The sequence below is a fragment of the Micromonospora sp. NBC_00898 genome, from assembly GCF_045207895.1.
GTDB lineage: Bacteria > Actinomycetota > Actinomycetes > Mycobacteriales > Micromonosporaceae > Micromonospora.
On record NZ_CP108775.1, the window covers coordinates 6552340 to 6565838 of the forward strand.

Here is a 13499-nt window from a genome sequence, read left to right on the forward strand (position 1 = left end):
CGTTCCTGTCCGCCGTCCATCCCCCGGCGGGCCGTTTGGTGAATATCCGTCAATGCTGGGCGTCGAGGCGGTGCACCAGCTCGGCGACGTCCACGCCGTACTCGCACCAGTCCCGGTCGGGCCGGTAGCCCAGCTCGGCGTTCACCTTCAGCATCGCCTCGTTGGCCTGGGCGTTCCAGGTCTGCACCTCGGCCAGCTCCGGCTCGGCCGAGCGGAGCTCCAGCAGCATCCGCGCCTTGATCGCCCGGTCGATGCCGTAGCCCCGGTGGTCCTGCACCACGATCGTGTCGTACTGGTCGGCCCGGGTGGGGTGCTGGGCCGGCACCACCACCTCGGTCAGCCCGGCCACCTCCCCGCTCTGCTCGTGGATGGCCAGCACGATGTACGGCTTCATGCCACGGCGGTGCAGGGTGTCGAGGCTGTCCCGGAGCCGCTCCGGGTCGTAGGAGCTGGGGCGCAGCTCGCCGTCGTCGACGTCGCGCACCTCCGCCTTGGCCCGTGCGTACGCCTCGATCAGGTCGTCCGGCGGGCCGCCCGGGCAGAACTCCAGGTGGTAGCCCGCCCCGACACCGGTGGCCATCTCCGCCAGCGCCGGCCAGCCCACCGCGCCCAGGTCGAGCACGCTGCGGGTCTCGACGTAATCCCGGGTGAAGCCGAGCGACTCGTAGAAGGCCACCGCCGGGGTGTCCCCGACGACCTCGACGCCGATCGATCCGAAGCCCTCGTCGCGGATCCGGCGGGCGGCCAGCTTGACCAGGGTGCGGCCCAGCCCGCTGCGGCGCATCGACGGGTGCACCAGCACCTCCAGCACCCCGATGCCGCCGAGGAGCAGCACTTGGACCTGCCCGAGGATCCGCCCCGGGGTGCCGTCGCCGGCCGGTTCGTCCTGGGCGACCCAGGAGATCCGCCGTTCACCGGGCATCACCTCGGAGAGGTATTCCCGCAGGGAACTTTCCCGCCAGGGCGGATCCTGCGGGAGGTCGGTCGCCAGGACCGCGTTCAGCGTGTCCAGCAGCGACGCGATCTCGACGGACGACGCGGTCCTGGGGTCCCACTCGCGCACCATCACCCGTCTAGCTTGCCGTCAACGGCTGCCGGGGGGAAGGGTTCAGTTCTCCAATGTATGCGGACGATCACTTCACGTACGGCTGAGCCGTCCGTACTCGTTCGCCCGATCGAAGACATCCTGGGCGTACCGCCGCACGTCGTTGTAGGAGAGGATCGCCCCCCACCAGTCACCCGGGATGGTCATGTTCCGGCCGCCCTTGCAGAGGTAGTTGCCGGCGGCGAGGGCGGCGTCGTCGATGTCGTGCGGGTCCTTGCGGCCGTCGTTGTCCGCGTCCGCGCCGATCTCCTGCCAGGTGCTGGGGATGAACTGCATCGGGCCGAGCGCCCGGTCGTAGACGGTGTCGCGGTCGAGCTGGCCCTTGTCGGTGTCGAGGATCCGGGACCGGCCGCCCTGCCCGTCCAGCGGGTCGCCGACGATCTCCGGCTCGGCCCGGCCGGTCGACTTGAGCGTGGCGCCGTTGGCCGACCCGTGCCGGGACTCGACGTACCCGATCGCGGCGAGGCTGGTCCAGCTGAGCTGGCAGCTGCGGTGCGTCTCGGCCAGCACCAGCTCGGCGTAGCCGTACGCCTGCATGGCCACGGCCGGGATCTCGGTCCGCGCGCTCATCTGCTGCGCCCACGCGGCCAGCGCGTCCGCCGGCCGGCCGGTCGACGCCGGACCGACGACCGGCCCGGTGGGCCCGCCGGGCAGCGACGTCCCGGTCGGCAGGGGAGTGCCGGGCAGTCCGGTCGCGCCGGGCAGGCCCGGGGGACGGCGGTGCCGGTCGGCCCGGGCAGCGCGCCCCCTCCGGTACGCCGGTGACGGAGACGGTCGCGGTGGCGTCCACGGCCACCGGCCGGGACGGCCGGGCCGCCTGCGGCACCAGCAGCGCGCCCCCGGCCGCGGTGGCCCCCACCAGGGCGAGCAGGAACACCCCGGGCAGGGTGGCCCGCCCGCTCGGCCGGCGGGACCAGTCCCGGGTGGCCCGGGCCGCGCCGACGGCGAGCTGCCGGGGCGGCGGCACCCGCACGGCGTGCGCGAACGGCATCCGCCGGCGCCGGGCGACGCTGGTGGCCGGCTCCGCGGTGCCGGCGACGCTCGACGTCCCCTCCGCCTCGGCCCGCTCGGCCTTCGCGGCGGCGACGCCCTCGGCCTGCTCGGCGGTGACGCCTTCGGCCTGCTCGACCGCCGCCCCGGTTGGGCCCTCGGTCTTCCCGGCCTTCTCGGCGGGCTCCCGGCGGGGGCGGGGGACCGGTGTGGATTTCGGCCGGCTCCCGTGGCCGTCGGGCGGTGCGGCCGGTCGCAGGGGCCGAACCGTCGATCTGTCCTCGCCGTCCACCACCCGTCGAGTATCACCCATGCCCGCCCGGGCGTCAGGCCCGGTCGTACCCTGTTGGCATGCCCCGGTACGAGTTCCGCTGCCGCGCCTGCGGCGACACCTTCGAGGTCAACCGGCCGATGGCCGAGGCCGGCCAGCCCGCGTCCTGCCCGCTGGGACACGTCGACACGGTCCGGCTCCTCTCCACCGTCGCGGTCACCGGTCGGGGTGGCAGCGGCCAGGTCGGTGGGGCGTCCGCTCCCGGCGGCGGTGGCTGCTGCGGCGGTGGCTGCGGCTGCTGACGGCGGGTCGGCCTCGTCCCGGCGGCCGACCCCGTACCTTGCCGGTGACGAGGTCCGGTGGCACCTTGGGTCGGCATGTGCCCGGCCGTTCTCACGATGCGTGACGACGTGACCATAGGGCAGCATGAAGCCGACGTCAGGGGCGGAGGTTCCACGCATGTCGCCACGGATCCACCTCCCGAGCGGATGGGTGACCTTCGTGTTCACCGACATCGAGGGCTCGACCCGGCTGGCCCAGCTGCTCGGTCCGGGCTACCGCCCGGTGCTGCGGGAACATCGCCGGCTGCTGCGCCACACCCTGGCCGGGACCGACGGGGCGGAGCTGCTGACCGAGGGCGACTCGTTCTTCCTCGCCTTCACGGACGCGGCCGCCGCGCTGACCGCCTGCCTGACCGCGCAGCGGGCGCTGGCCAGTCACGACTGGCCCACCCCGGAGGCCGCACCCCGGGTCCGGATGGGCCTGCACACCGGGTTCGCCGAGCCCCGCGACGGTGAGTACGCCAGCCCCGAGGTGCACCGGGCCGCCCGGGTGGCCGCCGCCGCGCACGGCGGCCAGGTGCTCTGCTCGGCGGCGACCGCGCAGCGCGCCGATCCGCTGCCGGCCGGGGCGTCCCTGTTGGACCTCGGGCTGCACCGGCTGCGTGGCTTCGACGACCGGGAGCGGCTGTTCCAGCTGGTCGCGCCGGGGCTGGAGCGGCGGTTCCCGCGACCGCGCACCGCCGACGCGGTGGCGCACAACCTGCCGACCCAGATCACCTCGTTCGTCGGCCGGGAGCTGGAACGGGCCGAGCTGAGGCGGCTGGTCGAGGCGTACCGGCTGGTGACCGTGCTCGGCGCGGGCGGCGCCGGCAAGACGCGGCTGGCGGTGGAGCTGGCCTCCGGGGTCGTCGAGTCCTACCCGGACGGAGTGTGGTTCGTCGACATCGCCGCGGTGACCGACCCGGGCCTGGTGGCGTTCGAGATCGCCGCCGTGCTCGGGCTCCGCCCGGAGCCGGGGCGTCCGATGGTGGACACCCTGGTCGAGTACGCGGCCGCCCGCCGGATGCTGGTCGTGCTGGACACCTGCGACGCCCAGCCGGCGGCCTCGGCCGAGGTGATCTCCCGGCTGCTGTCCGGCGGCCGGGGCGTCCGGGTGCTGGCCACCAGCCGGGAGTCGTTCGGCGTGCCCGGCGAGGTGGTGTGGCGGATCCCGCCGCTGGCGGTGGACCCGCGGCCGGACGGCGCGGAGAGCGACGCGGTGGCGCTGCTGCTGGACCGGACGGCGGCGGCCCGGGGCGGCCGGCCGCCGGACTCGGCCGAGCAGGCCGACCTGCGCCGGGTGGTGCGGCGGCTGGACGGGCTGCCGCTCGCCATCGAGCTGGCTGCGGCACGGCTGCGGGTGCTCTCGGTCGGTCAGCTCGCCGAACGCCTCGACGACATGCTCGGCACCCTGGACGCCGGCCGGGAGGAACCCGAGCCGCCCCTGGCCGAGGCGGGCTGGTCCGGCAACCAGCAGGACACCGTGGACCTGGTGGCCGCCGCGGCCGGGGCCGGTCCGCCCACCCCGGCGACCCGGGCGGTGCAGCGGTCGGCCAGCGAGCGGCACCTGACCATGCAGGCCACCGTCACCTGGTCGTACCGGACGCTGGGCGCGCGCTCGGCCCGGCTGCTGCGCTGGCTGTCGGTCTTCGCCGGCCCGGTGGACCTGCCGACCGTCCAGTGGCTGCTCGACGAGGATCCGCTCGATCCGCTCTCCGTGCTGGTGGACAAGTCGATGGTCCTGGCGGAGCCGCACGCCTCCGGCAGCACCTACCGGATGCTCGACCCGATCCGCGCGTACGCCGCGCGGCGGCTGGTCGAGGCCGGGGAGGAGCAGACCGCCCGGGACCGGCACGTCGCCTGGTCGCGGCACGCGCTGGAGCGGGCGCGCCTCGGGCCGGACGGCCGACCGGTCACTCTCTCCCTGTACGCGCTGGACCCGCTCGCCGGGGAGCTGCGGGCGGCGCTGCGCTGGTGCGCCACCGGTGGCAGCGCCCGCTCGGGGTTGTGGCTGGCCGGCGGGCTGGACCAGTGGTGGCGGGAGCGGGGGTTGGCCCGGGAGGGCCGACTCTGGCTGTTCCGGCTGTACGGCCGGATCGCGGAGACCGGCGAGGTGATCCCGGAGGCGGAGCTGGCGGCGGCGTACCACATGCACTCGCTGCATGCCGGCGCGGACGGTGAGTTCGCCGAGGAGCTGCGCTACTCCCAGCGCGCGGAGGCCGCCGCCCGGCAGGCGGGCGACCTGGGCCTGCTGGCCCGGGTGCTGGCGGGCCGGGCCGCGCCGCTGGTCGACATGGGACAGTTCACGGAGGCCGAGCGGGTCTGCCGTGAGGTGATCGAGTGGGCGCACGAGCAGGACGTGGTCTCCGACGCGCTGCTCGCCATCTACAACCTGGCGGAGCTGCTGTGGCGGCGGGGCGCGCTGGAGGAGGCGGCCGAGCTGCTCGGCGCGGCCCGCCCGGTGGAGGCGGCCCGCCCGGCCGAGCGGGGCCGCCGCTCGGTCGACATGCTGCTCGGCATGGTGGCGCTGGCCCGGGGGGACCTGGTCGCGGCGCACGAACACCTGCTGGTGGCGCTCCGCTCCCGGATGAGCCACGGTTACCTCGGCCGGGCCTGCGACACGGTGAACGCGATCGCGGTGCGCTGCGCGCTCGGCGGTGACCCGGCGACCGCAACGCGGCTCTTCGGGGCGGCGCAGGCGACCCGGGCGAACCTGCGAGCCACCCCGGGCATCTACGGCGCGTACTGGCTGGAGCGACAGGCGCGGCTGCGCCGGGTGCTCGGCGACGAGGCCTTCGACGCCGCGTACGGCGCGGGCGGTGAGCTGGCGCTGGAGGAGGCGGCGGCGCTGGCCCTCGGCGTGGAGCACCCCGACCTGACCGGGCATTCCCCCCGCTTCGGCGCGCCCGGCACCCCGGCCCCCCGCCGCCCCGACGAGGCGCCCAACCCCCGCCCCGCCTCCCGCCCGCACCCCGCCTAGCCCCCCGCGCGCGTCGAACTGCGTCGATCAAGAGGTCTGCGTCCTGGAGCCGGCCGGACCCGGACGCAGACCTCTTGATCAACAGAGCGGAGCGCAGGGGGGCTGGGTCAGCGGCGGGCGGCGCGGTGTTCGGCGTCGGCCTTGATGCGGGCGGCGCGGTCGATGTCGGACTGTCGGACGGCGGCGACCGAGCCGAAGACGCTGACCGCCTCGTAGTAGGTCCAGGCCAGGCTGTAGCAGGCTGGCCGGACCACGATGTTGTACGTGGCGCAGACCCGCTTCAGGTCCGCGTAGAGGGCGCTGTCCAGGCGGGACTTGTTGGCGGAGAACTGGCCCATCGCCTTGTAGTTGCGGTAGCCGAAGTCGTGCCGGTAGCAGGACAGGCTGAAGTTGAAGCCGAGCGGGTTGTCCGGGCTGGAGGAGCAGTAGTCGGTCGACCAGTCGAAGGCGTACTCCGACCAGGCGGCCTTGTTGAGTCGGCCGGCGTTCCAGGCGTTGTAGCTGGTGGCGCTGGTCTGGGTCCAGCTGGAGAGCACCGAGAGCTTCTGCTCGGTGCTCACCGCGGCGGACGCGGGTGAGGCCACGCCCAGCGCGGTGAGCAGCGCGAGCGCGCCGGCGGCGAGGGCGGTGGCGAGGCGTCTGGACACGGTTTCCTCCGCGGGGGTGTGCGGTACGGCGGTTACCGGCGGGTCGCCGGGTGTCGATCAGTGTCGATCAATCGAGGAACATCGAGCGATGTTCGGCACGAACTGTTGGTGACATGCGCCGAAACAGACCAATGCCGTGTCCCACTCCATCCCGGGTGGACGGTGCTCGACGGGATGGCTCGACGGTCGTATATTCGTATGCGAGTATTCGGCGGCGAGGAGGTGCCATGGCCAAGCGACGCCCGGTCGGGAACCTGCTGGCGCTCGCGGTGCTCTCGGTGGTCGTGGACCGGCCGATGCACCCGTACGAGATGGCGGCCGTGCTCCGCGAGCGCGGCAAGGACCAGGACATGCCGATCAAGTGGGGCTCGCTCTACACGGTGGTCCGGAACCTGGAGCGGCACGGCCTGCTGGCCGCCGCCGAGAGCGGACGACAGGGGCGCCGGCCCGAGCGGACGGTCTACCGGCTGACCGACGCCGGCCGCGCGGAGCTGGAGGACTGGACGCGTGAGCTGGTGGCGGTCCCCGAACGGGAAAGCCCCAGGTTCACCGCCGGCCTGTCGGTGCTCGGCGTCCTGCCGCCGGACGAGGCGACCGCGCTGCTGCGACAGCGGCTGGGCCGGCTCGAGTCCCAGCTCGCCGAGGAGCGTGCCGTGCTGGCCCGGCACGCCCGCGAGGTGCCCCGGCTGTTCCTGATCGAGGCCGAGTACGACCTGGCCGTCCGGGAGGCGGAGGCCACCTGGCTGCGGGGGTTGCTCGACGAGCTCACCACGGGCTCGCTGCCGGGCCTGGCCCAGTGGCGGGCCTGGCACGCGACCGGCGAGGTGCCGGCCGAGTGGACCGAGCTGGTGGAAAGGGGGAGCGAGCGGGCCTGACCCGCGCAAGAACGGACCCCGACGGGGTGCGGGAACACCGCCGCCGGGGCCCTGACCTCGAACCGAGACCGCGGAACGGAACCCGGCCGCAAGGTGGCAACCGCAAACGATAGCTGGGCTGAAGAGTTCCGGGCCGGTTCGGCAGCGCACGATCCGAAACCGGAGGAGACCATGGCCACCAACGAGCTACGAACGAGCAGGCGCAAGCTGCTGCCCGAGATGGAGGGGGCGACCGCCCGCTGGTACGACCGCAACCGCGGCTCGGCCAGCCAGCTGGCGGAGTACCGCCGGCAGGCGGCCCGGTTGGCCGAAGGGCTGCCGGCCGGCGCGACGGTGCTGGAGGTGGCACCCGGCCCGGGCTACCTGGCCGTGGAGCTGGCCCGGCGGGGGCCGTTCCGGGTCACCGGGCTGGACGTGAGCCGGACCTTCGTGGAGTTGGCCGGCGAGCGGGCCCGGCGGGCCGGCGTCGACGTGACGTTCCGCCACGGCGACGTGCACGAGCTGCCCTTCGGGGCGGACACCTTCGACCTGGTCGTCTGCCAGGCGGCGTTCAAGAACTTCACCCGGCCGGTCCGGGCGCTGGACGAGATGCACCGGGTGCTCCGGCCCGGCGGGCGAGCGGTCATCCACGACCTGCGGGCCGACGTCTCCCGGGAGGAGATCCGCCGGGAGGTCGCCCGGATGGGGCTGGGCGCGCTGAGCGCGTTCTGGACCCGGGCGGCGCTGCGGATGCTCCGGCGGCGGGCGATCACCGGAGACCGCTTCGCCCGGCTCGCCGCCGAGTGCGCCTTCGGCGGCGGCGAGGTCGACCGGGACGGGCTGGTCGGGCTGGAGGTGCGGCTCCACAAGCCGCTCACGGGCTGAACGGCGGGACGCCCGGGGCTCGTCGCGAGCCCCGGGCGTCCCGGTCCGACGGCGGCCGGACGGGCCGCCGCGGGTGGTCAGCGCACGAAGCGCGGCGGGCTGGCCGGGCCCTCGTTCCAGACCCGGTCCAGCGCGGTCACGTGGTACGTGTAGTGCTGGCCGGCCTCGGCGGTGGCGTCCACCCAGGACTGCACGTCACCGGTGTCGCCGCGCACGGTGGCGACGAGGTGCGACGCGTCGGCGAAGTCGCAGCGGTCGGCGATGCCGGTCCCATCGAACCGGTAGATCGCGTACGAGGTGGCGGTGCCGAGCGGGCCCTCGCCGTTCGCCGGCTGCCGCCAGCTCAGGTGCACCCCGTCGGCCTGCCGCTCGGCGCCGGTCACCACCGGGGCGAGCAGCGGCTTCGACGGCAGCTGCGACATGGCCGGCACCAGCGCCGGGCGGGAGTAGTGCTCGGCGGCGTAGATGTCGGTCGCCCCGAGGCGGTTCGCCTTCACCTGCACCGCGGAGAAGTGTACGTTGCCGAGCACCTCCGGGTACGACCGGTTGAGCGTCAGGTGGTTCGACAGCTCCCGCGGGTTCTGCCAGAACGGCCCGTACGCCGGGTCACCGCTCTTGTAGTCGGCCTGGCCGATGTAGAGCTGCACCCGGGTGCCACGTACGGTCTCCGCCCACCACGGCACCAGCCGGGCGTAGTCGGCGGCCGGGTACTGGCCGATGTACCAGTAGAGCTGCGGCACCACGTAGTCGATCCACTCCTGCTTGACCCACTTGCGGGTGTCGGCGGAGATGATGTCGTACGACTGCGAGCCGGTGGTGTCCGAGCCGGCCGGGTCGGCGGAGGCGTTGCGCCAGATGCCGAACGGGCTGACCCCGAACTTCACCCACGACTTGGCCGCCTTGATCTTGGCGGACATCTCCTGGATCAGCAGGTTGATGTTGTCCCGCCGCCAGTCGGCCTTGTTCGTGAAGCCCCGGTTGTACGCGGCGAAGGTGGCGTCGTCCGGCACCTGGTAGGTGCCGCTCGGGTACGGGTAGAAGTAGTCGTCGAAGTGGACTCCGTCGATGTCGTACCGGCTGACCGCGTCCATCATCGCGGTCTGGACGAACTCGCGGACCTCAGGGATGCCGGGGTTGTAGTAGAGCCGGCTGCCGGCGACCCCGGCCGGCGGGTAGGCGAAGACCCAGTCCGGGTGCTGCCGGGCCGGGTGGTTCGGCGCGAGCTTGGTGAGGTCCGCGCCGGCCCCGCCGGGGGCCGGCATCGAGACGCGGTACGGGTTGAACCAGGCGTGGAACTCCAGGTTCCGCTTGTGCGACTCCGACACGAGGAAGGCCAGCGGGTCCCAGCCCGGGTCCTGGCCGCGCGTGCCGGTCAGGAACTCCGACCACGGCTCGTACGGCGACGGCCAGAACGCGTCGGCGGTCGGGCGGACCTGGACCACGACGGCGTTGTGGTGCAGCTTCTGGGCCAGGTCGAGCCAGCCCAGGTACTCCGCCTGCTGGGCGGCGATCCGGTCCGGCGCGGTCTGCGACGCCTTGGTGGGCCAGTCGATGTTCACCACCGACGAGATCCACATCGCGCGGAACTGCTGCTTCGGTGTGGCTGGGTCGGTGGCGCAGGTGGTCGAGGTGGGTGCGGTGGTCGCGTCGCTCTCCGCCGCGCTCGCGGGGGTGCCGGCGACGAGCGCGCCGAGCAGCGCCACGGCCAGCCCGGCGGCTCCGAGCCGAGTTGCCTTCATGTGGTGCGGTCCCTTCGTTGGGCTCCCGGGGCAGGTGTCGGTCGGCGACGGACGCCGGGCGCATCCGGCAAGATTCGCCGCAGAACATCTGTCGCTGGTAGGAAACTTTCACTATTCCCCGAGCGGCGCAAGACCCCCCGGCGGATCGATGCCCCAGGTCGGGCCGAACGTCCGACGGTGACCCACCGCACAGGGCGGTTCGTGACCTTTCCGACACGTGCGGTGAGGCGTCGGTCGAAAGGAAGCTGGGTAGCTTGGCCGGTCACCGGCCGCCACCGGGGTGGTCCAGGGAGGGGTGATCGCTGTGTCCGTGCTGCGGACCAAACCGATCAAGGACGTGCAGGCCCAGGCGGACGCCGACGGCTCCGACGGGAAGCTCGGGCTGCGCCGCCGGCTCGGTGCCGTCGACCTGATGGGCTTCGGCATCGGCATCGTGATCGGCACCGGCATCTTCACGCTGACCGGCATCGAGGCGAAGAACCACGCCGGGCCCGGCGTCGTGATCTCGTTCGCCGTCGCGGGCGTGGTCGCGCTGCTCGCCGCGCTCTGCTACGCCGAACTGGCCTCCAGCGTGCCGACCGCCGGCAGCGCCTACACCTACGCGTACGCCACGATGGGCGAGATCGTCGCCTGGATCATCGGCTGGGACCTGCTGCTGGAGTTCGCGCTCGGCTCGGCGGTGGTGGCCAGAGGCTGGTCCGGCTACCTCGCCGAACTGTTCGACCTGCCCAGCGCCTGGTTCGCCGAGGAGGGCAGCATCGTCAACCTCGGCGCCATCGCCATCGTGCTGATCCTCGGCGTGGTCGGCATCGTCGGCATCCGCGAATGCGCCCGGGTGACCAACCTGCTGGTGCTGGTGAAGGTCGCCATCTGCGTCTTCATCGTGGTTGCCGGGCTCTTCTTCGTGAAGGCGGCCAACCTCACCCCGTTCATCCCCACCGCCGAGCCCGCCGGCAGCGGCGAGGACGGCATCCGGCAACCGGTCACCCAGGCCCTCTTCGGGCTGGAACCGTCGGTCTTCGGCTTCGCTGGGGTGCTCACCGCCGCCGCCGTGGTCTTCTTCGCGTACACCGGCTTCGAGGCGGTGGCGAACCTCGGCGAGGAGACGAAGAAGCCGCGCCGGGACCTGCCGCTGGGCCTGCTCGGCACGCTGCTGATCTCCACCGTGCTGTACATCGGCGTCTCGCTGGTCCTGGTCGGCATGGTCCGGTACACCGACATCGACGAGGGCGCACCGATCGCCTCCGCCTTCGAGGCGGTCGGCGCCGGCTGGGCTGCCATTCTGGTTTCAATCGCCGCCATCGCGGGTCTGACCAGCGTCATCCTGGTCGACCTGGTGGCCATGGGCCGGATCGGCTTCGCCATCGCCCGGGACGGGCTGATCCCGCCCTCGATCGCCAAGGTGCACCCGCGCTGGGGCACCCCGTACCGGATCTCGGCGATCATGACCATCGGCGTGGCGCTGCTCGCCGGCCTCCTGCCGCTCTCCGCCCTGGCCGACCTGGTCAGCATCGGCGCGCTCTGCGCGTTCGTGCTGGTCTCCGTCGCCGTGCCGATCCTGCGCCGCAGGCGCCCCGACCTGGAGCGGCCGTTCAAGGTGCCGTTCTCCCCGGTGCTGCCGATCGTGTCGGCGCTGGCCTGCCTCTACCTGATGCTCAACCTGTCGGTGGAGACCTGGATCCGGTTCCTGGCCTGGATGCTGCTGGGCGGGATCATCTACTTCGGCTACGGCTACCGCCGTAACCGCCTCGCCCGTCGTGAGCAGGCCGCGGAATCTCCTGTCGAGCGCGCCGTCGTGTGAGCTGTCGGGGGTTTAGTGGGTCCGGTCCGTGCGTGGGTCGGGCGCGTTCTGGTCTGAGATCAGGGCCGGGGTTGGGGCTCTGCCGTCGGGCCGTGGACGACTGGTTTGCCGGTGTCCCAGCTGATTTCGTCCAGCCAGACCTGGCGGCCGGGGTCGGTGCTGCCCTCCTGGCCGGGCGGCCACGCGTGGTAGAGCAGCCAGGTGCGGCCGTCCTTCTCGACGATCGAGGCGTGGCCGGGGCCGGAGGCGGCCTGGTTGGTCTGCAGGATCGGGTTCTCCGGGGCCTTCACGCACGGGCCGGTCGGGCTGTCGCAGACCGCGTAGCCCTCGGCGTACGTGGCCTTGTCGTAGGCGTTGGCGGCGAAGAAGAGGAACAGCTGCCCGTCGTGCCGGTGGAGGAACGGACCCTCGACCAGGGCGCCCTCCCACGGCTCGGTCTGCTTCAACAGCTTCGTCGGCTCGCCCACCAGGCGCAGCCCGTCGTCGCTGAGGCGCTGCGACCAGAGCCAGGTGTCCACCCCGATCGCGTTGCCGTCGTTCTTCCAGAGCAGCCAGAGGCTCCCGTCGGCGTCCCGGAACGGGCTGGCGTCGATCGAGCCGCCCAACTCCGGCTGGCAGATCAGCGCGGCCGTCGAGTCGTCCCGGTACGGGCCGAGCGGCTTGCCGGCGACCGCCCGGCCGACACACTGCCGCCCGGAGGACCGGTCGGCGACCGTGTAGTAGAGCAGGAACCGGTCCGGGGCGAGCTGGATCGCCTCGGGCGCCCAGGTCTTCCCGGCGTCGGCCCAGCCCGGCAGCTCCGGCAGGGCGTCCCCGGCATCGCTCCACTCCACCAGGTCGGGGGAGGTGAGCACCGGGACGTTCCGGCCGCCGCCGTTGGTGTGGAACAGGTACCAGGTCTCGCCCACCCGGATCGCCTGCGGGTCGGGGGCGTCGGTCCGGACGACCGGGTTGGTGAACATGCTCGGGTCGCTCCGCGTACTCGAAGGGGTGGGACCAGTGCCGCAACCGGCGACGAACAGCGCGGCGGCGATGGTCGCCGCCGCGCCGCGTCGCCGGGTCCTTCCGCCGATCATCCCTTCAGCCCGCTGCGCGACACACCCTGGATGACGTGGCGCTGCGCGAGCACGAAGAGGATCAGCACCGGCACGCTGGCCAGCACCGCCCCGGCCATGATCACCGGATAGTCCGTCACGTAGGCGCCCTGGAGCAGGCCCAGACCCGCCGGCAGGGTCAGCCGCTCCGGGCTGAACAGCACATAGACCGGCCAGAGGAAGTCGTTCCAGTTGGTCAGGAACGACAGCACCGCCAGGGTGGCCAGCGCCGGCTTCGACAGCGGCAGCAGCACGCGGGTGAAGACCTGCCAGTGGTTCGCCCCGTCCAGCACCGCGGCCTCCTCCAGCTCCCGTGGAACGGAGAGGAAGAACTGCCGCAGGAAGAACACCCCGAACGCGCTCGCCGCCCCCGGCACCACCACCACGGTCAGCGTGTCGATCCAGCCCAGCCGCTCGGCGATCACGAAGTTCGGGATGACCAGCGAGGTGGGTGGCAGGAACAGCGTGCCCACGATCAGCGCGAAGCTCAGCCGCCGGCCGTGGAACCGCAGCCGGGCCAGCGCGTACGCGGCCATCGACGCGGTGGCCAGCACCAGCAGCGTGTGCAGGCTGGCGGCCAGCATGCTGTTGACGAACCAGCGCAGCACCGGGTTCGCGGTGTTGTTGATGATCGCGCTGTAGCCGTACGTGGAGAACGGGTGCGGCAGCCAGCTCGGCGGGTCCTGCTGCGCGTCGGCGTACGTCTTCAGGGAGGTGAGCAGCATCCAGACCAGCGGGGTCACGAAGACCGCGGTGATCAGCAGCAGTACGGCGTAGCGCACGCCGCGACGCAGACTCGTCATCGTCGCCCCC

Annotated in this window: 10 protein-coding genes and 1 pseudogene; 5 read left to right on the forward strand and 6 right to left on the reverse strand. The window is 73.0% G+C overall.

Annotated elements, in window-relative coordinates:
- Positions 1–49 precede the first annotated feature (49 nt).
- Positions 50–1066 (reverse strand): GNAT family N-acetyltransferase, encoded by a 1017-nt coding sequence (locus OG799_RS31890; RefSeq protein ID WP_406046468.1) that lies wholly within the window; start codon positions 1064–1066, stop codon positions 50–52.
- A gap of 72 nt (positions 1067–1138) precedes the next feature.
- Positions 1139–2408, reverse strand: a pseudogene (locus OG799_RS31895) (lytic murein transglycosylase).
- A 38-nt stretch (positions 2409–2446) separates the two neighbouring features.
- Here OG799_RS31895 and OG799_RS31900 point away from each other — a divergent pair.
- Positions 2447–2668 carry a zinc ribbon domain-containing protein gene (locus tag OG799_RS31900; protein WP_406040489.1) on the forward strand — a complete coding sequence of 74 codons (222 nt, stop codon included), beginning with the start codon at positions 2447–2449 and terminating at the stop codon, positions 2666–2668.
- Positions 2669–2825: 157 nt separating this feature from the next.
- Positions 2826–5666 (forward strand): ATP-binding protein, encoded by a 2841-nt coding sequence (locus OG799_RS31905; protein WP_406040491.1) that lies wholly within the window; start codon positions 2826–2828, stop codon positions 5664–5666.
- 107 nt (positions 5667–5773) lie between these two features.
- Here OG799_RS31905 and OG799_RS31910 read toward each other — a convergent pair whose 3' ends face one another.
- Positions 5774–6313 carry a phospholipase gene (locus tag OG799_RS31910; RefSeq protein ID WP_406040493.1) on the reverse strand — a complete coding sequence of 180 codons (540 nt, stop codon included), beginning with the start codon at positions 6311–6313 and terminating at the stop codon, positions 5774–5776.
- 227 nt (positions 6314–6540) lie between these two features.
- Here OG799_RS31910 and OG799_RS31915 point away from each other — a divergent pair, with 227 nt between their 5' ends.
- A complete protein-coding gene (locus OG799_RS31915; RefSeq protein ID WP_406040495.1) occupies positions 6541–7188 on the forward strand; it encodes a PadR family transcriptional regulator in 648 nt (215 codons plus the stop codon).
- A gap of 171 nt (positions 7189–7359) precedes the next feature.
- Positions 7360–8052, forward strand: coding sequence for a class I SAM-dependent methyltransferase (locus OG799_RS31920; RefSeq protein WP_406040497.1), 693 nt, complete (start codon positions 7360–7362; stop codon positions 8050–8052).
- A gap of 77 nt (positions 8053–8129) precedes the next feature.
- On the opposite strand, the gene OG799_RS31925 is transcribed toward OG799_RS31920, so the two are convergent.
- Positions 8130–9791 (reverse strand): glycoside hydrolase family 10 protein, encoded by a 1662-nt coding sequence (locus tag OG799_RS31925; protein ID WP_406040499.1) that lies wholly within the window; start codon positions 9789–9791, stop codon positions 8130–8132.
- 304 nt (positions 9792–10095) lie between these two features.
- On the opposite strand from OG799_RS31925, the gene OG799_RS31930 reads away from it, so the two are divergent.
- A complete protein-coding gene (locus OG799_RS31930) occupies positions 10096–11592 on the forward strand; it encodes an amino acid permease (protein WP_406040501.1) in 1497 nt (498 codons plus the stop codon).
- A 59-nt stretch (positions 11593–11651) separates the two neighbouring features.
- Here OG799_RS31930 and OG799_RS31935 read toward each other — a convergent pair whose 3' ends face one another.
- Positions 11652–12668 (reverse strand): glycoside hydrolase family 43 protein, encoded by a 1017-nt coding sequence (locus OG799_RS31935; protein ID WP_406040503.1) that lies wholly within the window; start codon positions 12666–12668, stop codon positions 11652–11654.
- Positions 12665–13489: a carbohydrate ABC transporter permease gene (locus tag OG799_RS31940; protein WP_406040505.1), complete on the reverse strand. Its 825-nt coding sequence runs from the start codon at positions 13487–13489 to the stop codon at positions 12665–12667. The genes OG799_RS31935 and OG799_RS31940 overlap by 4 nt, the downstream gene beginning before the upstream one ends.
- Between the last annotated feature and the right edge of the window lie 10 nt (positions 13490–13499).

Bases quoted from the DNA above. Each gene is read 5' to 3' on its own strand.
- OG799_RS31940 (WP_406040505.1), bottom strand. From the start codon at position 13,489: ATGACGAGTCTGCGTCGCGGCGTGCGCTACGCCGTACTGCTGCTGATC.
- OG799_RS31920 (WP_406040497.1), top strand. From the start codon at position 7,360: ATGGCCACCAACGAGCTACGAACGAGCAGGCGCAAGCTGCTGCCCGAG.
- OG799_RS31900 (WP_406040489.1), top strand. From the start codon at position 2,447: ATGCCCCGGTACGAGTTCCGCTGCCGCGCCTGCGGCGACACCTTCGAG.
- OG799_RS31905 (WP_406040491.1), top strand. From the start codon at position 2,826: ATGTCGCCACGGATCCACCTCCCGAGCGGATGGGTGACCTTCGTGTTC.
- OG799_RS31935 (WP_406040503.1), bottom strand. From the start codon at position 12,668: ATGATCGGCGGAAGGACCCGGCGACGCGGCGCGGCGGCGACCATCGCC.
- OG799_RS31890 (WP_406046468.1), bottom strand. From the start codon at position 1,066: ATGGTGCGCGAGTGGGACCCCAGGACCGCGTCGTCCGTCGAGATCGCG.
- OG799_RS31915 (WP_406040495.1), top strand. From the start codon at position 6,541: ATGGCCAAGCGACGCCCGGTCGGGAACCTGCTGGCGCTCGCGGTGCTC.
- OG799_RS31925 (WP_406040499.1), bottom strand. From the start codon at position 9,791: ATGAAGGCAACTCGGCTCGGAGCCGCCGGGCTGGCCGTGGCGCTGCTC.